The organism is Haloferax sp. Atlit-4N, from assembly GCF_003383025.1.
GTDB classification, from domain to species: domain Archaea; phylum Halobacteriota; class Halobacteria; order Halobacteriales; family Haloferacaceae; genus Haloferax; species Haloferax gibbonsii.
Genome location: NZ_PSYY01000001.1, coordinates 1591639 through 1608673 on the forward strand (window position 1 = coordinate 1591639; position 17035 = coordinate 1608673).

At 67.3% G+C, this 17035-nt stretch carries 16 protein-coding genes; 8 read left to right on the forward strand and 8 right to left on the reverse strand.

Translation table 11 applies throughout. From position 1 onward, the window contains the following. Positions 1 to 11: 11 nt before the first annotated feature. The 3 genes from gyrB to C5C07_RS08290 all read left to right on the forward strand — a co-directional run bounded on the left by gyrB (position 12) and on the right by C5C07_RS08290 (position 5020). Positions 12 to 1931: a DNA topoisomerase (ATP-hydrolyzing) subunit B gene (gyrB, locus tag C5C07_RS08280; protein ID WP_004976862.1), complete on the forward strand. Its 1920-nt coding sequence runs from the start codon at positions 12 to 14 to the stop codon at positions 1929 to 1931. 1 nt (position 1932) lies between these two features. Continuing rightward, on the forward strand, positions 1933 to 4497 hold the full coding sequence (gene gyrA / locus C5C07_RS08285; protein WP_115804863.1) for a DNA gyrase subunit A: 2565 nt from the start codon (positions 1933 to 1935) through the stop codon (positions 4495 to 4497). A gap of 109 nt (positions 4498 to 4606) precedes the next feature. Beyond that, complete coding sequence (locus tag C5C07_RS08290) at positions 4607 to 5020, forward strand: hypothetical protein (protein WP_050459096.1); 414 nt, start codon at positions 4607 to 4609, stop codon at positions 5018 to 5020. A 3-nt stretch (positions 5021 to 5023) separates the two neighbouring features. On the opposite strand, the gene C5C07_RS08295 is transcribed toward C5C07_RS08290, so the two are convergent. After that, entirely contained in the window at positions 5024 to 5494 is a 471-nt protein-coding gene (locus C5C07_RS08295) for an NUDIX domain-containing protein (RefSeq protein WP_004976857.1), read from the reverse strand. Then, positions 5494 to 6393, reverse strand: a complete 900-nt coding sequence (gene rocF / locus C5C07_RS08300; RefSeq protein WP_115804864.1) for an arginase — start codon at positions 6391 to 6393, stop codon at positions 5494 to 5496. Before rocF ends, C5C07_RS08295 begins: the two co-directional genes overlap by 1 nt. A 158-nt stretch (positions 6394 to 6551) precedes the next feature. Between rocF and C5C07_RS08305 the strand changes: the two genes are divergently transcribed. Beyond that, positions 6552 to 7862, forward strand: a complete 1311-nt coding sequence (locus tag C5C07_RS08305) for a DUF389 domain-containing protein (RefSeq protein WP_082220646.1) — start codon at positions 6552 to 6554, stop codon at positions 7860 to 7862. A 38-nt stretch (positions 7863 to 7900) separates the two neighbouring features. On the opposite strand, the gene C5C07_RS08310 is transcribed toward C5C07_RS08305, so the two are convergent. Next, on the reverse strand, positions 7901 to 8821 hold the full coding sequence (locus C5C07_RS08310) for an NAD-dependent epimerase/dehydratase family protein (protein WP_004976851.1): 921 nt from the start codon (positions 8819 to 8821) through the stop codon (positions 7901 to 7903). Between the two features lie 165 nt (positions 8822 to 8986). Between C5C07_RS08310 and C5C07_RS08315 the strand changes: the two genes are divergently transcribed. Then, positions 8987 to 9520 (forward strand): Rrf2 family transcriptional regulator, encoded by a 534-nt coding sequence (locus tag C5C07_RS08315; protein ID WP_004976849.1) that lies wholly within the window; start codon positions 8987 to 8989, stop codon positions 9518 to 9520. A gap of 228 nt (positions 9521 to 9748) precedes the next feature. Here C5C07_RS08315 and C5C07_RS08320 read toward each other — a convergent pair whose 3' ends face one another. The 4 genes from C5C07_RS08320 to cdd form a co-directional block, all read right to left on the reverse strand. Beyond that, complete coding sequence (locus C5C07_RS08320) at positions 9749 to 10942, reverse strand: NAD(P)/FAD-dependent oxidoreductase (RefSeq protein ID WP_004976845.1); 1194 nt, start codon at positions 10940 to 10942, stop codon at positions 9749 to 9751. Positions 10943 to 11056: 114 nt separating this feature from the next. After that, complete coding sequence (locus C5C07_RS08325) at positions 11057 to 11875, reverse strand: nucleoside phosphorylase (protein ID WP_004976843.1); 819 nt, start codon at positions 11873 to 11875, stop codon at positions 11057 to 11059. Next, positions 11872 to 13080, reverse strand: a complete 1209-nt coding sequence (locus tag C5C07_RS08330) for a hypothetical protein (RefSeq protein WP_115804866.1) — start codon at positions 13078 to 13080, stop codon at positions 11872 to 11874. The genes C5C07_RS08325 and C5C07_RS08330 overlap by 4 nt, the downstream gene beginning before the upstream one ends. Before the next feature lies 1 nt (position 13081). Continuing rightward, positions 13082 to 13516: a cytidine deaminase gene (gene cdd / locus C5C07_RS08335; protein ID WP_004976840.1), complete on the reverse strand. Its 435-nt coding sequence runs from the start codon at positions 13514 to 13516 to the stop codon at positions 13082 to 13084. Positions 13517 to 13672: 156 nt separating this feature from the next. On the opposite strand from cdd, the gene C5C07_RS08340 reads away from it, so the two are divergent. Then, entirely contained in the window at positions 13673 to 13927 is a 255-nt protein-coding gene (locus C5C07_RS08340; RefSeq protein ID WP_004976838.1) for a hypothetical protein, read from the forward strand. A gap of 97 nt (positions 13928 to 14024) precedes the next feature. Continuing rightward, entirely contained in the window at positions 14025 to 14294 is a 270-nt protein-coding gene (locus tag C5C07_RS08345) for a hypothetical protein (RefSeq protein WP_004976836.1), read from the forward strand. 26 nt (positions 14295 to 14320) lie between these two features. Here C5C07_RS08345 and C5C07_RS08350 read toward each other — a convergent pair whose 3' ends face one another. Next, positions 14321 to 14902 carry a GNAT family N-acetyltransferase gene (locus C5C07_RS08350; RefSeq protein WP_004976834.1) on the reverse strand — a complete coding sequence of 194 codons (582 nt, stop codon included), beginning with the start codon at positions 14900 to 14902 and terminating at the stop codon, positions 14321 to 14323. A gap of 123 nt (positions 14903 to 15025) precedes the next feature. Here C5C07_RS08350 and C5C07_RS08355 point away from each other — a divergent pair, with 123 nt between their 5' ends. Continuing rightward, entirely contained in the window at positions 15026 to 17032 is a 2007-nt protein-coding gene (locus tag C5C07_RS08355) for an AMP-binding protein (protein WP_115804867.1), read from the forward strand. The last annotated feature ends 3 nt before the right edge of the window (positions 17033 to 17035 follow it).

The following is a 17035-nucleotide window of genomic DNA, read 5'->3' on the forward strand; positions in this document are numbered from 1 at the left end:
GGCCAGTTCAGATGTCACAGGATAACGAGTACGGGGCCGGACAGATTCAGGTCCTCGAAGGGCTCGAAGCCGTTCGAAAGCGTCCGGCGATGTACATCGGGTCCACCGATTCTCGCGGACTCCACCACCTCGTCTACGAAGTCGTCGACAACTCCATCGACGAGGCGCTCGCGGGCCACTGCGACGCCATCGAGGTCGCCCTCCACGAGGACGGCTCTGTCAGCGTCACCGACAACGGCCGCGGGATTCCGGTAGATACGCACGAACAGTACGACCGACCCGCGCTGGAGGTCATCATGACCGTCCTCCACGCCGGCGGGAAGTTCGACAACAAGTCCTACCAGGTCTCCGGCGGCCTCCACGGCGTCGGCGTCTCCGTGGTCAACGCGCTGTCGAGCGAACTCGAAGTCGAGGTCAAACGCGACGGCGCGGTGTGGACACACCGCTTCGAGTTCGGCGAGCCGCAGGTCGACCAGTTCGAGCGCGTGCGCGACCTCGAACCCGACGAGGACACCGGGACGACCATCCGGTTTTGGCCGGACGACGGTATCTTCGAGACGACCGAGTTCGACTTCAAGACGCTCGAAAACCGCCTGCGCGAACTCGCGTTCCTCAACTCCGGCGTCGAGATTTCGCTCGGCGACGAGCGGACCGGCGAGTCGAGCACGTTCCTCTTCGAGGGCGGCATCCGCGAGTTCGTCGAGTACCTCAACGAGACCAAGACGGCCCTCCACGACGACATCATCTACTACGACGACGAGTCGGAGGGAATCGAGGTCGAAATCGCCATGCAGGCGACCGACGAACTGCAGGGGTCGATTCACGCCTTCGCCAACAACATCAACACCCGCGAGGGCGGCACGCACCTGACCGGATTCAAGACGGCGCTCACCCGCGTCGTCAACGACTACGCGAACACCCACGACATGCTGGACGACCTCGACGGAGACAACCTCCGCGGCGAGGACGTCCGGGAGGGACTCACCGCCGTCATCTCCGTCAAGCACCCCGACCCGCAGTTCGAGGGCCAGACGAAGACGAAGCTCGGTAACTCCGAGGTGCGCGGTATCGTCGAGAGCGTCACCCACCAGCAACTCGGGACGTTCTTCGAGGAGAACCCGGACACGGCGACGGCCATCATCTCGAAGGCCGTCGAGGCCGCCCGCGCCCGCAAGGCCGCGAAGCAGGCCGAGGAGCTCACCCGCCGCAAGTCCGCGCTCGAATCCACCTCGCTACCGGGGAAGCTCGCGGACTGTCAGAGCCGCGACCCCTCGAAGTCCGAACTGTTCGTCGTGGAGGGCGACTCCGCGGGCGGCTCGGCCAAGCAGGGCCGCGACCGCAAGTTCCAGGCGATTTTACCCCTCAAGGGGAAGATTCTGAACGTCGAGAAACACCGTCTCGACCGCATCCTCGAAAACGACGAGATACGGGCGCTCATCACCGCCATCGGCGGCGGCGTCGGCGACGAGTTCGACATCGAGAAGGCGCGCTACCAGCGGCTCATCCTGATGACCGACGCCGACGTCGACGGCGCGCACATCCGGACGCTGCTTCTCACGCTCCTGTACCGCCACATGCGCCCGCTCATCGAGGCCGGCTACGTCTATGCGGCCCAACCGCCGCTGTACCGCGTTCGCTACCGCGGCAACACCTACGACGCGATGGACGAGGCCGAGCGGGACCGCATCATCGAAGAAGAGTGCAACGGCAACCCCACGCAGGTCCAGCGGTTCAAGGGACTCGGCGAGATGAACCCCGACCAGCTGTGGGACACGACGATGAACCCCGAGAACCGCGTCCTCAAGCGCATCACCGTCGAGGACGCCGCCGCCGCCGACCGGATGTTCAACATCCTGATGGGCGACGCCGTCGGGCCGCGAAAGCAGTTCATCAAGGACCACGCGAACGACGCCGAGTGGGTGGACATCTAACATGAGTTCTGACGCACCAGATTCCTTCGAACCGGGCGCGGGTATCGCGGCCGAAGTCAAGAACGCGCGCATCGAAGACGAGATGGAGCAGTCGTACATCGACTACGCGATGTCGGTCATCGCGGGGCGGGCGCTGCCCGACGTGCGCGACGGCCTCAAGCCGGTCCACCGGCGCATCCTCTACGCGATGCATCAGGCCGGCGTGACCTCCAACTCGTCGCACCGCAAGTCCTCGTCCATCGTGGGCGAGACGATGGGTGACTACCACCCCCACGGCGACTCCGCCATCTACGACACCCTCGCGCGCATGGCGCAGGACTTCTCCATGCGCTACCCGCTCGTCGACGGCCAGGGGAACTTCGGCTCCGTCGACGGCGACCCGCCGGCCGCGATGCGGTACACGGAGGCCCGGATGTCTCCCATCGCCGAGGAACTCCTCGACGACATCGACAAGGACACCGTCGACTTCCAGTCGAACTACGACGACCGCAAGCAGGAGCCGACGGTCCTCCCGTCGTCGTTCCCGAACCTGCTCGTCAACGGCTCGTCCGGCATCGCGGTCGGGATGTCCACGAACATCCCGCCGCACAACCTCGGCGAGGTCATCGACGCCACGGTCGAACTCATCGAGAACCCCGAGGCGACCATTCCGGACCTGATGGAACACATCAAGGGCCCGGACTTCCCGACCGGCGCGAACATCGTCGGCCGCAACGCGGTCCACAAGGCGTACAAGACGGGGCGCGGCCGCGTCCGCGTCCGCGCCGACTACGACGTGTTCGAAGAGGAAGGCCGCATCGTCATCAACGAACTCCCGTATCAGGAGAACAAGGCCCGCCTCATCGAGCGCATCGCCGACGACGTGAACGAGGGGAAAATCGAGGGCATCCGCGACATCCGCGACGAGTCCGACCGCGACGGCATCCGCGTCGTCATCGAACTCAAGCGCGGCGCGATGGCCGAGGTCGTCAAGAACCAACTGCTCGACAACCACCTCGAATCCACGTTCGGCGTCATCAACCTCGCGCTCGTCGACGGTCAGCCGCAGGTGCTGACGCTCAAGGAGACGCTCGAACACTACCTCGACCACCGCCGCGACGTGGTCCGCCGGCGCTCCGAGTACGAACTCGCCGAGGCCGAAGACCGCGCGCACATCCTCGAAGGCCGCCTGAAGGCCCTCGACAACATCGACGACGTGGTCGAGACCATCCGGAACTCCGAGAGCCGCGACGACGCGAAGGCCGCGCTCCGCGGCGAGGTCGAAGTCGAGGTCGACGGCGAACCGCTGCCGACGTTCGACTTCTCCGAAGAGCAGGCCAACCACATCGTCTCGATGCAGCTCGGCTCGCTCACCTCGATGGAGGCGGCCGAAATCGAAGACGAGTACGAGGACGTGCAGGCGACCATCGAGCGCCTCGAAACCATCCTCGGGGACCGCTCGGAACTCGACGCGGTCATCGAGTCCGAACTGCTCGACATCAAAGACGAGTACGCCGACGACCGGCGGACCTCGTTCGTCGCCAACACCGGCGAGGTCACCCGCGCCGACCTCATCCCCGAGGAGGACGTGGTCGTCGTCGTCAGCGAGGACGACTACATCAAGCGGATGCCGGTCTCCCGGTTCCGCGCCCAGCACCGCGGCGGCAAGGGCATCATCGGCACGGACCTCAAGGAGGGCGACAACGTCTCGTCGGTGTTCGTCACGAACACCCACGACGACCTGCTCTGTTTCACTAACCACGGACAGGTCTACCAACTGAAGGCCTACCAGGTGCCCGAGATGTCGCGGACCGCCCGCGGGAAGTCGGCGGTCAATCTGCTCGACTTCGACGACGGCGAGGAGATTACGGCCGTCGTCAACTGCGACGACCTCGAAGATATCGAGGGCTACCTGACGATGGTGACCCAGAACGGCTACATCAAGCGGACCGGCACCGACCGGTTCCAGAACATCCTCTCGACGGGCATCATCGCCACCAAACTCGACGAGGGCGACGAACTCGTCGACGTGGAGGTCACAGACGGCGAAAGCGACCTCGTCATCGGCACCGAACAGGGCATGTCCATCCGCTTCGACGAGGACGAGGTGCGCGCGATGGGCCGCTCGGCCCGCGGCGTCCGCGGCGTCAAACTGACCGGCGACGACGTGGTCGCCGGCGTGGCCGCCATCGACGAGGACCACCACAGCTGGATTCTCACCGTCACCGAGAACGGCTACGGGAAGCGCACGGACCTCGACGCCTACCGCAAGCAGTCCAGAAACGGCAAGGGACTCATCGACATCAAGACCAACGAGCGGAACGGTCCGGTCTGCGCCATCAACACCGTCGGCGAGGGCGACCACCTCGTCGTCATGTCCGACGAGGGACAGATTCTCCGGACGCCCGTCGAGGACATCTCGACGGTCGGCCGCAACACGATGGGCGTCATCGTGATGGACCTCGACGACGGCGACGACGTGGCCTCCGTCGACGTGATTCCGGCCGCGATGACGACCGAAGACGAGGAACTGGACGACGTGGAAGCCGATTCGGACGACGTGGAAGCCGACGCGGACGACGAGTAGGCCGTCTCCTCGCGACGGCGGATTTCTTTGTACGGATTCCCACCGGTGAGCGACCGCGCTGAACGTCACTCCCCGAAGGCATTTACCCCGGCCGACGGGTCGTCTCGGTATGAGAGTGCGACCCCGGTCGAGAATCGTCGGCGTCTCGGCGCTCGCATTCGTCGTCGTTCTCGGCGGCCTGACCGCGCTTCGGGCGTGGAACCTCGAACCGCCGACGCACGTGCAGTCGCTCGTCGTCGACGCGGGCGCGGTGCTCGTCGTCGCCGGCGTCGCGTCTCACGTCGCCCGAGGCGAGCGCGTCGGTGAACGGGCCGGCGAGGGTATCGTGCTCGCCTTCGGTCCGTGTCTCGCGTTCGCGGTCAACCTGTTCGCCCCGGTATCGACGATGGAGTCGCCGCTGTGGCTCGGGTATCCGCTCGTCGCCGGCGCGGTGCTTTCACTCGCGCTCGGCGGTCTCGGAGCGGGTGTCGGGTACGTCGTTCGAGTCGTGAGAGCGAGAAAAACCAGCGACAGCGCGTCGTAGCTCCTATTTCTCCACGTCCGACGGCTCTCTCGTCAGGTCGTAGGTGTAGTGTCGCGGCTTGCGGTCCCGGAGCCAGTCGCGGAGCGGTTCGACCCGCGGCCGGTAGGTGAGCGTCGACCCGAGCGCGGTGAGCGGGAGGAACTTCGCGGCCTCGATTTCGTCGTCGGGGTCGCTCGGCGACGGGGTCGGGTCGTCGGCGACGGGCGTCGCGTGATAGAACCGCTGGAGATAGATGCGGTGGTCTGGCGCGCGAATCTCGCTCGTGAAGGCCAGCGACTGGATTTCGACTTCGACGCCGGTCTCCTCTGCGGCCTCGCGGGCGGCGGTCTCGAAGAAGAACTCGCCGGGTTCGGAGCCGCCTTTCGGCAGCCCCCAGCGATCCTTCTCGTAGACCGCGAGCACCGAGTTCTCCTGTAGGACGACGACGCCGGCGGCCAGGTCGTGCGGAGCGGGGGCTTCTCTCGGCGTCGACATCAGAGGATGCGCTTGCCGAAGGCGCTTGCGGCGAGTTCGGTCGCGAGCGTCGCGGTCTCGTTGTGCTCGTCGAGGATGGGGTTGACCTCCACGAGTTCGAACGAGCGCATGGCCTCCGAGCGGGCGACGAGCTCCATCGCCGCGTGGGCCTCGCGGTAGGTCACGCCGCCGCGGACGGGCGTCCCGACCCCGGGGGCCTCGCGGGGGTCGAGCCAGTCGAGGTCGAGGCTGATGTGGACGCCGTCGGTGCCGTCGGTCGCCACGTCGAGGGCGTCGTTCGTCACGTCGGTGATGCCGCGCTCGTCGATGTCCGACATCGTGTAGACCGTGACGTCGGTGTCGCGAATCGCCTCGGCCTCCGGGCCGTCGACGGAGCGCAGGCCGACGATGGCGACGTTCCCCGCTTCGAGACCGGCGGCGTTCGCCCACTCGACGCCCTCGAAGTCGCCGATGCCGAGCGCGGCGGCCAGCGGCATACCGTGGACGTTTCCGGACGGCGAGGTGCTCGGCGTGTTGAAGTCGCCGTGGGCGTCGAACCAGATGACGCCGATGTCGGCGTCGCGGGCGCTCCCGACCAGCGAGCCGATGGCGATGGAGTGGTCGCCGCCGAGCGCGAGCGGGGTCGTCCCCTCCGCGAGCGCGGTCGAGACGGCGTCTGCGAGGCTCGTCGTCACTTCTTCGACCTCCTGGACGTGTTTCGCGTTCGCCGGCCCGGCGTCCGCGTCCCGCGTCGCGTGGTGCGGGACCGCGAGGTCGCCCGCGTCTGTCGGCGAGACGCCGGCGGACTCGAGTTGCCCCGCGAGTCCGGCGTATCGAATCGCGGAGGGCCCCATGTCCACCCCGCGTCGATTGGCACCGTAGTCCGTCGGTGCACCGAGAATCCTGACGTTCCGTTCCATAGTTCACCCACTCGTTCGGGGCGTTTAGTGGCATCGGAAAAACACCCCTATCGATAATGCCGCCCGTCGCCTTCTGGGAGGTCGCCGCGTGGCGAAATGGGCTCCGGCCGGTCGCAAGGCCCGTCTCGCTTTTCCGCGACCGCGTCGTATCGAGTGCCATGCGGCACTTGCAGATTCGCGTCGAGGCGGGGGAACTCGACGCGGTCGTCGATGCGCTCCGAGGCGAGGACGTCGACCCGGTCGTCCTCCCGGTCGGCGAGTCCGACGCCGACGCTCGCTCGTACCTTATCGAGTTCCCGCTGCCGACGGAGGCGGTCGACAGAATCAGAGAGACGCTCTCCGAGGCGGGGTTCGAGGAACGCTACCTCGTCATCGGTAACATCGAGTCGGCGACGACGCCGCACTACGACCGACTCGTCGAGCGGTACGTCGAGGGCGACGAGGAAGAAGAGCGCGTCTCGAACGAGGAGATTCTGACGAAGGCGCACGACCTCAACCCCCAGCCGACGGCGTACTACGGGATGACGGTGCTGAGCGCGCTCGTCGCCACGGCGGGGCTGTTGCTCGACTCGCCCGCGCTCGTCGTCGGGTCGATGGTCATCGCCCCGCAGATCGGCGCGGCGCTCATGGCCAGCGTCGGCGCGGCGCTCGGCGAGGACGCGATGTTCACGGGCGGGGTTCGCTCGACGGTCGTCGGCCTCGCCGTGGCCATCGTCGCCGCCGCAGCGCTGGGGTGGGGACTCAAGACGGCGCAGTTCGTGCCGTCGGCGCTGAACGTGACCACGGTCCAGCAGATTGCCAGTCGGTCGTCGCCGGGGCTGTTGACGCTCGTCGTCGCGCTCTGTGCGGGCGCGGCCGGAGGCGTCGGCTTGGCGACTGAACTCCCCGTCTCGATCGTCGGCGTCGCGGTCGCGGCCGCGACCGTCCCCGCGGCCGCGGCCGTCGGTATCGGCGTCGCCTGGGCGATTCCGGCGGTCGCCGTCGGCGCGCTCACGCTCCTCGCGGTCAACGTGGCGAGCATCGTCCTCGCGGGGACGCTCGCGCTCTGGTACCTCGGATACCGGCCGAGTTACTGGGACTCGCCGGGGTCGACGAGACGGCGGCTTCGCTCGTTCTTCGGGACCAGAGCGACGTGGGTGGCGCTCGTCCTCCTCGGGCTCACCGTGCTCGGCCCGGGGTCGCTTCTCGCCTCGCAAATCGCGTTCGAGAACCGTGCGACCGGGGGCGTCCAAACCGTCCTCGACGACTCGGAGTACGACTCGCTCGAACTGCTGTCGGTCGGCGTCGAGTTCGGAACCGCCGGGCTCGACGACGGCCCGCGACGGGTGACGGTCGCGGTCCAACACCCGGTCGGTCGTCAGTACCCGGAGTTGTCGTCGCGAATCGGAGACCGAATACGCGAGGCGACTGGAGAGGACGTCGTCGTGACTGTGAACTTCGAACAGCGGAGTCGGTCGGGGCCGTCGTGACCGACTGAAAGGGAGACGAGCGTCCGGAGAACGAGGCGCTACTCGTCGAGGTACGGTTCGCAGACGCGTCGGACGCCCTCCTCGAAGGAAATCTGGGGCTCCCAGCCGGTCTCTTCGCGTATCTTCGTGCAGTCGGCCATCGTGTCGTGGACGTACACGTCGAGGGGGTTTTCGATGTAAACCGGGTCGACGTCGGTTCCGAGGGTCTCGTTTATCATCCCGACCATCTCGTTGAACGAGTAGCTCTCGGCAGTCCCGAGGTTGTAGATACCCTGGAGTCGGTGGTCGGCGGCGAGTTCGATGCCGCGGACGATGTCGTCGACGTGCGTGAAGTCGCGCGTCTGAGTGCCGTCGCCGAACAGCTCCGGCGACTCGCCGTTGGCAATCTGGTCGGCGAACTGCGCGACCGTGTTGGCGAACTCGCCTTTGTGTGCTTCCGCGCCGCCGAAGCCCTGATACACCGAGAAGAACCGGAGCCCGGCCGTCCGCATGTCGTAGTGGTGGTGGAAGTACTCCGCGTAGCGCTCGCGGGCGAGTTTCGACGCCTCGTAACCCGTGCGCGCTTCGACCGGCATGTCCTCCGGCGAGGGCTCCGTCCGAGAGCCGTAAATCGAGGAGGTGGAGGCGTAGACGACGGTGTCGCAGCCGTCGTTTCGGGCCTGTTCGACCGTGTTCACGAAGCCTTCGACGTTGACGCGCGCGCCTTTCGTCGGGTTCTCTTCGTGCATCTTGTACGACGACAGCGCCGCCAGGTGAAACACCACGTCGACGCCCTCGGTCGGGAGGTCGTCGTCGAGGACGCTCGCGTCGTGGAATTCGACCGCGTCGTCGAGGTTATCGGGCGTTCCGAGGTAGAGGTCGTCGACCGCGACGACCTCGTTTTCCGCCGCGAGATGGTTCGCGAGGTTCGAGCCGATGAAGCCGGCACCGCCGGTGACGAGGACTCGTTTCCCATTCATGTGCTACCAAACTCTCGTGAGCCGTATAGTGCTATCGACAGCATCGAGGCCGAATTAGGGTTCAAAATGAACATTCATGAGTGTCCCGCGGTTACAAAGTAGACGAACGGCAGATTCGAGGCGTCATCCATCGGATTTAAGGACGTATGTAGCGAACCACTCTCCATGTCATCAATCGAGCTCACTTCGAGTCAGAAAACTATCTTGACCGCCCTCATCAACCTCTATCGGGACTCCGAGGACGCCGTGAAGGGTGAGGATATCGCGACCGAAGTCAACCGAAACCCCGGCACCATCCGAAACCAGATGCAGAGCCTGAAGGCGCTCCAGTTGGTCGAGGGCGTACCCGGTCCGAAGGGCGGCTACAAGCCGACCGCGAACGCCTACGAGGCGCTCGACGTGGACAAGATGGACGAGCCCGCGTTCGTCCCCCTGTTCCACAACGACGAGGAAGTCGAAGGCGTCAACGTGGACGAAATCGACCTCTCCAGCGTCCACCACCCCGAGCTGTGCCGCGCCGAGATTCACGTTCAGGGCTCGGTCCGTGAGTTCCACGAGGGTGACAAGATTCGCGTCGGTCCGACGCCCCTCTCGAAGCTCGTCATCGACGGCACGCTCGACGGCAAGGACGACACGAGCAACATCCTCATCCTCCGCATCGACGACATGAAGGCACCCGTCGGCGAGCCCCAGCACTAACCACGCTCCTCTCTTCGTCTTTTTCCGGGCACTCTCCGCGCGCTCCGACCGACGGGTCCGGCGTTCGGACGGTGGGCGGTCGACCCACCCGGGGCCGAGATTCGCGCGTGACTGACTGAGCTCTGCGCGTGACGACGCGTCGCTCGGCGCGTGAAAACGAGAGAAATCGAAACCGAGTCGGCGAGCGTCGGGCGTCGCGTCACCCGGCGGCCGGGCGCGGCGACCGAGTTACAGGTCGTTCCAGGCGGAGAGCGCGCGCTTCGGCGACGTCACGTCCGCAATCCAGTTCGCGGCGATGCCCTTCTTCAGCGTCCGCGCGAGCGGGCCGCCGAAGACGTTGACGGGGAACTCGCCGAAGACGGGGAACTTCACGCCGTGGGCGACGGCGTCGTGACCGATGGAGATGACCGTCCCCTTGTCGGTGAACGTCCAGCGCTTGAGCGGCTTGCCGGCGATGGCGCGGGCGATGTTCTCGCCGGCCACGTCCGCGGCGTCCCAGGCGGCCTGCGCCGTCGGCGGCGCGACGCTGTCGGGACCCTGCTCGACGAGGGCGCAGTCGCCGACCGCGAAGACGCGGTCGTTACTGGTCTGGAAGTCCTCCTCGGCGAAGAAGCGGTGGGAGCGCTCGTCCTGTTCGAGTTCGACGTCGGACGCCTCGGGCTGGCCGGTGATGCCGCCGGTCCAGACGAGCACGTCGTAGGCGAGTTCCTCGGGCGCTTCGTCCTCGCCGCCGCCGATGAAGACGGTCTCCTCGTCGACCTTCGAGATGAAGTCGCCGGTGAGGATGTCGATGTCGAGGTCTTCGACGCGACGCCGGAGCGCGCCCTGCAGTTCGGGGTCGTTGCCGGGGAAGATTTCGTCCATCCCCTCGACCAGTTTGATGTCGATGGGCGCGCGGTTCGTGTCGCGGTACTCGGCGACCTCGGCGGCCGTCTGGATGCCCGAGAGGCCCGCGCCGCCGATGACGACCTGCGCGGGGTCGTCGCGGGAGGCGTCGGCGGCTGCCTCCTTGATGTCCTGGTGAATCTCGCGGGCGTCGTCGAGACCCTTGAGCTGGTGGGCGAACTCCTCGAGGCCCTCGATGCCGAAGAAGGCGGTCGAAGAGCCGATGGCGACCAGCAGATAGTCGTAGTCGACGGTGTCGCCGCCTTCGAGTTCGACGACCCGGTCGTCGACGTTCACGTCGGTCGCGCGGCCCTTGACGAAGTCGGTCGAGTCCTCCTTGACATCGTCGACGGGGATGGCGATGCTGGACTCGACGCTCGGGTCGCGGATACAGCGGTGGACCTCGTGGAGGACGAGGTGGTAGTCGTGTTCGGCGACCCACGTGAGTTGTGCGTCGTGACCGAGCTCTTCTTCGAGGGTTTTGACCGCGCCGGCCCCGGCGTACCCCGAGCCGAGAACGACGACCTGCGTGCTCATGTCGTCGTCTGTGCAGTCATCCGATAAAGGGGCTTTGAAACCGTCTCCACGACTGTGGTAATTTTGGCCTCCACGGCCCCAGGGCGTCGAAATACGGGTTCGACGGTTGTCGGATTAATCGAGGCTGAGACCCGCGTGCCAGCGGTCGACGCCCGCGTCTCGCTTGACCGCGTCCATCTTGGCGAGGAGGTGGACCGCGAGACTGGCGGTCTCCGCCGCGCGCGACTCGCCTTCGGTGCGGAACTCGCCCGTGACTCGGTTCGCGTAGACCGAGCAGACGGCCCCCGCGCGGAGACCGTAGACGTTGGCGATGGTCAGAAGCGCCGCGGCCTCCATCTCGATGTTCTTCACGTTCGCCTCGCGGAGTTCCTCGACCAGCGAGTCGGAGCCGGCGGCGCGGAAGCCCTCGAAGCCGGGGCGTCCCTGTCCCGCGTAGAAGGAGTCGGCGCTCATCGTGAGGCCGACGTGGTAGTCGTAGCCGAGGCGTTCCGCGGCCGCGACGAGCGCCGAGACGACCTCGTGGTCGGCGACAGCGGGGTAGTCCTCGCGGACGTACTCCTTGGAGGTGCCCTCCTGTCGGACCGCGCCCGAGGTGATGACGAGGTCGCCCACGTCCATCTCGGGCTGAATCGCGCCGCAGGAGCCGACGCGGATGAAGGTGTCCGCGCCGACGCGGGCGAGTTCCTCGACCGCGATGGCCGCCGAGGGGCTGCCGATACCCGTCGAGGTGACCGAAATCGGCGTTCCGTCGTAGTTCCCGGTCGCAGTCCGGTACTCCCGGTGGTAGGCCTTCTCCTCGTGGTCGTCCCACAGCGCCGTCACCTTGTCCACGCGCTCGGGATTTCCGGGGAGCAACACCGCGTCGGCGAGGTCCTCGGGACCGACTTCGAGGTGGTACTGAACCTCGTCGTTCGGGTCCTCGCTATCGTTCATGGCTCTACTCGCGGGCCAGCGGTGGAAATTCTTGCGTTCTCCGGAGGCGTCGTCGCGTTCCCTGTCGGTCTCTCGACCGTCGCGTCGACCGTCGCCTCGCCCGCGACCCCGCGCCACGCCGGGTCGTCGGAGAGGTCGCCGTCGCGGAACGGCGGCGGGAGGTCGGCGCGCTCGTCGGCCGCCAGCAGGTAGCCGAGTCCCGCGCCGACGTACCAGTCGACGAGCGACGGGTCGAGGTCGGCGTCGACGACGAGGTCACCGCCGGTGTACCACTCCAGCGCCTCGTCGTCGTCGGCGTCGACACCGGTCCGCCGCCAGCGCACGCCCGAGTCGCCGTCGCCGAACGCCGACACCGAGAGCGTCACGTCCGCCATCGCGGGGTCGGAAACGCGCTCGAACGAGAGGTTCGCGGGCGCGACGCCGTCGCCCCCGGCCTCGTAGTACGACAGCGCGTGGTCGAGTTCCGCCTCGTAGGTCGCCCGGTCGTCGGGCGAGACGTTCGAGAGGTCGACGTGAACCGCGACGGTCCGCTCGCGGAAGGGCGTCTCCCGGTCGGCGGCGTCCGGTTCGGGCAGTCGCGTCGTCTCGATGCGCTCGGACAGCACGGCGAAGTCGCCGGCGTCGTCGTGGGTCAGCCCGAGCAGGTGGCCGAACTCGTGGCGTAGGACCGTCTTGGTCGTCCGGTCGTCGTAGCCGGCGGCGACGACCACCGACACCGGTTCGCTGGGCGCGGTCGGGTCGTCGCCGTCCAAGAGGGGCGCACAGCCGACCGCGTCGGTGCCGTCGTAGTCGCCGCAGGCGTCGATTCGCTCGACGACCGAGACGGTCACGTCCGGGGCCGAGGCGTTCGGCACCACGACGAACGCCGGGTCGTAGGCGGTCGCCGACGCGTTCGCTCGCCAGTAGTCGACCGCCGATTCGACGAGCGAGGCGTAGTCGCGGCCGTCCGCGGGCGCGTCGATGCCGACGACGATGGGCGCGCGACGCCACGGGTTGTCCGCGGGTCGCGTCTCCGGCATCGCCGCGGAGCCGGTTCCGCCGCGGACGGCCGAGACGGCTCCGTCGTCGCCGTCGGTCGCGTCGGCCGGAGCTCCGAGGGCCGCGTCTACGACGGGTGGAGCGGGCGACAGAGACGTGCACCCAGAGAGTACCACGAGAAGGGCGAGCGCGAGGGCGGCGGTTCCGCGGCCGACGGCGAGGGACACGTTATTCGTCGGGCTCGGCGTCGGCGTCGCGCTTCGCCGCGGCGGCCTCCAGCGTGTCCAGCGAGATGGTGTTCGGGAGGAGTTCGCCGAGCGCGTACTCGGCGACGTCGTCGCCGCCGAGGTCGCAGACGACCGGGAGGTCCTCGTCGCAGAACTCCGCGAGGGTCTGGCGGCACATCCCGCAGGGCGTCACGCCGTCGCGTGCGCCCGAGGTGACGACGAGGCGGTCGAACTCCGTGTGGCCGTTCTTTACCGCCTCCGCGACGGCGACCTCCTCGGCGTGGAGGCTGTTCGAGTAGTTCGCGTTCTCGATGTTGCAGCCGACGTAGACCTCGCCGTCGGCGGTCCTGAGCGCCGCTCCGACGGTGTACTCCGAGTAGGGAACGTAGGCGTTGTCGAGCGCTTCGCGGGCGCGTTCGACGAGTGCTTCGGGCATTGGGCGCTCATTCGCGTGGGGTGGCTTAGTTCGTTCGGCTCCCCGAGACTGTCGTGTCGGCCGACGGACACGGACCGACACGGGCGAGATTACGGGGTCGCTCGCCCGTCGCGTCGTCCCGCAAGCGACTATACGGCTCGGCCCTAACGCGGCGTCGTGAACGACACATCCGGCGGACGACGAATCCTGCTCCTCGTCGGCGCGAGCGTCGTGGCCATCTCGGGCATCCTCGGCGTCTTCATCGGCGAGAACGGCGGCCAGGTCGCCGCCGAGATATCGCTGTTCGGCCTCCTCTCGCTGCCGACGACCCCGCTCGCGTTCAGCCTCTACGGGATGGTGTTCTCGGCCGTCATCCTCGGCGCGCTGTTCGCGCTCGTCGAGTACGCCTCGCGCGTCGAAAACGCCCGATAGGACGGCGGCTACCGACGCTGACGGCGAAGGCGTATCGGCCGGGGAACTCCGACCGAAAGGCGGACCGTTTTTGCTCGTCCGGCCCCGACGAACCCGCATGGACGCGCCCTCGTCGACCTCGACCTCGGACGCCTCGGCCGGCGACGCCTCGCCCGGCCCGCTCCCGGAGGACACGGGCGGCAAGAACCGAAAGCGCGCCGCGCTGGCGACCGCGCCGTTCCTCGCGCTCGGACTGGCCGACGTGGTGCTCATCCTCCTGCAGGGGCTCGAACCCCTCTGGGGGTTCGCCATCCTCCCGCCGATTCTGTTCTGTAGCGTGCTGACCTGGATCGTCTTCAGCACCGACTTCCTCGACGACCGGACCTGACTCGGTCCCGGCTCGGTGCCGGAGATTCAGCGCCGCAGGTTCGTGGAGTATTTCGTCGGCGTCTCCTCGTCGTAGCCGAAGTCCTCGGCGGTCAGCTCCGGCTCGGCGTCCCCGACGCTCGCGGGCGCGGCGACTTTGAACCGCTCGCGGAGGCGCTCGGGCATCGAGAACGCCTCGCGGTCGAGTCGGAGCGCGATGGCGTCGCCGTCGACCTCTCTGACCCGGTCGAGTCGCCGACGCGGTCCCGCCGGGAGGTCCTCGGCGTCGACCGCCTCGAAGCCGAACTGCGCGCAGTAGCCGTGGTCCGAGGTGAAGCCGTAAACCGTCTCGAACTCCTCGGCCGCGGCGCGGTCGACCAGTCGCTCGACGACGTGCGCGCCGACGCCCTGTCCGCGCCACCGCTCCGAAACGCCGACGCAGGTGACCTCGCAGAACGGCTCGTCGGTCTTGTGGACCCGGATTCGCCCGAACCCCGCCTTCTCGCCGGACTCCTCGTCGAGCGCGATGACGTAATCGCGGGACCGGAAGGAGCCGTCGTCGAGTCCGAGTTCCTCCAGCGAGTCGAGCAACCAGACCTCGTCTCGGTTCTTCGCGTCTCGGACGTACATGCTTACTCGTAGCACACCGGCCGACAAAAACGACTCGGGCCGGTACGACGATTCCCGCCGCGTCCGGCGAACTCAACGAAAGAACACTAAAGATTCATGGTCGCGGTCGCGGTACCTCGATTCATGGACGTACCCGACACCGACACCGTGGTACACGAACCGGACCCGGCGTTCGTCGAGGACGCCAACGTCACCCGATTCATGCGGGAACACGACATCGAGGACTACGACGAACTCATCGAGCGGACGACGACCGAGGTCCCGGGCGTCGGTGCCTCGGGCGTCGAGTGGTTCTGGGACGAACTCGTCGACTACCTCGATATCGACTTCTACGAGGAGTACGACGCCGTCCGCGACGACTCGGAGGGACCGCAGTTCTCCCGCTGGTACCCCGGCGGCGAAATCAACGTCGCCCACAACACCCTCGACCGCCACGCCGCGGTCGACTCCGGGAACCGGAACCGCGTCGCCTGCATCTGGGAGGGCGAAGACGGCGAGGTCGTCCAGCGGACCTACCACGACCTCTACCGCGAGGCCAACCGCGTCGCCAACGTCCTCGAATCGTACGGCGTCGAGACCGGCGACACCGTCGGCCTCTACATGCCGATGGTCCCCGAAGTCATCTCCATCCTCTACGGCTGTTTCAAGGTCGGCGCGATAGCCGTCCCCATCTTCTCCGGGTTCGGCGTCGACGCCACCGCGACCCGCCTCGAAGACCCCGAGTGCTCGGTGCTTTTCACCGCCGACGGCTTCTACCGCCGCGGCTCCGAAGTCCGACTGAAGCCGACCGCCGACGAGGCGATGGCGGAGGCGGACTGCGTCGAGAACGTCGTCGTCTACCGGCGGTTCGGTGACGAAAGCGGGGGTAGCGACGCCGACGTGCCGTGGACCGAGGGCCGCGACGAGTGGTGGGACGACACCGTCGGCGAGGCCGACGCGGCGTACGAAACCAAGCGCCTGCCGTCGGACGCCGAGTCGATGCTCCTGTACTCCTCGGGGACGACCGGCAAGCCGAAAGGCATCGTCCACACCCACGCGGGCGTCCAGATGCAGACCGCCAAGGAGATTCACTTCGGCTTCGACCAGAAGCCCGAAGACCGCTTCTTCTGGGTCTCCGACATCGGCTGGATGATGGGGCCGTGGACGCTCATCGGGAACCACACCTTCGCCGGCACGGTCTTCATGTACGAGGGCGCGCCCGACTACCCGAACCCGGACCGCTTCTGGGACATGATAGAGCGCCACCGAATCACCACCTTCGGCATCTCGCCGACGGCCATCCGCGCCCTGCGGAAGTACGGCGACGAGGAGGTCGAGAAACACGACCTGTCGAGCCTCCGCCTGCTCGGGTCGACCGGCGAGCCGTGGGACCCCGAGTCGTGGATGTGGTTCTACGAGCGCGTCGGCGGCGGCGAAGCCCCCATCATCAACATCTCCGGCGGCACCGAAATCTGCGGCTGTTTCCTCATGCCGATGCCGACCCAACCGCTCAAGCCCTGCTCGCTCGGCGGCCCCGGCCTCGGGATGGACATCGACATCGTGGACTCCTCGGGCGAATCCATCGCCGACACCCACGAACGGGGCTTCCTCGTCGCCCGCGACTCCTGCCCGTCGATGACCAAGAGCCTCTGGGAGGGCGACGAGCGCTACCTCGACACCTACTGGTCGTCGTGGGACGACCTCTGGGACCACGGCGACTGGGCGCAGAAGGACGAAGACGGCTTCTGGTTCCTCCACGGCCGCGCCGACGACGCCCTCAACGTGGCCGGCCGCAAGGTCGGCCCCGCCGAGGTCGAAGGCGCGCTCATCGAACACGACGCGGTGAATCAGGCCGCCGCCGTCGGCGTCCCCGACGACACCACCGGGACCGCCGTCGTCGCCTACGTCGTCCTCGAAGACGGCGTCGAAGAGAGCGACGACCTCCGCGAGGAGCTTCGCGGCGTCGTCGGCGACGAGTTGGGCAAGCCGTTCCGCCCGCGCGAAATCCTGTTCGTCGACGAGTTCCCGAAGACGCAGTCGGGCAAAATCATCCGCCGCGCCATCGCCTCGATTTACGCGGGCGAGGACCTCGGCGACATGAGCAGTATCGAGAACCCCGAGTCGCTCGAAAAGATAGAAAACGCGTCCTGAAGC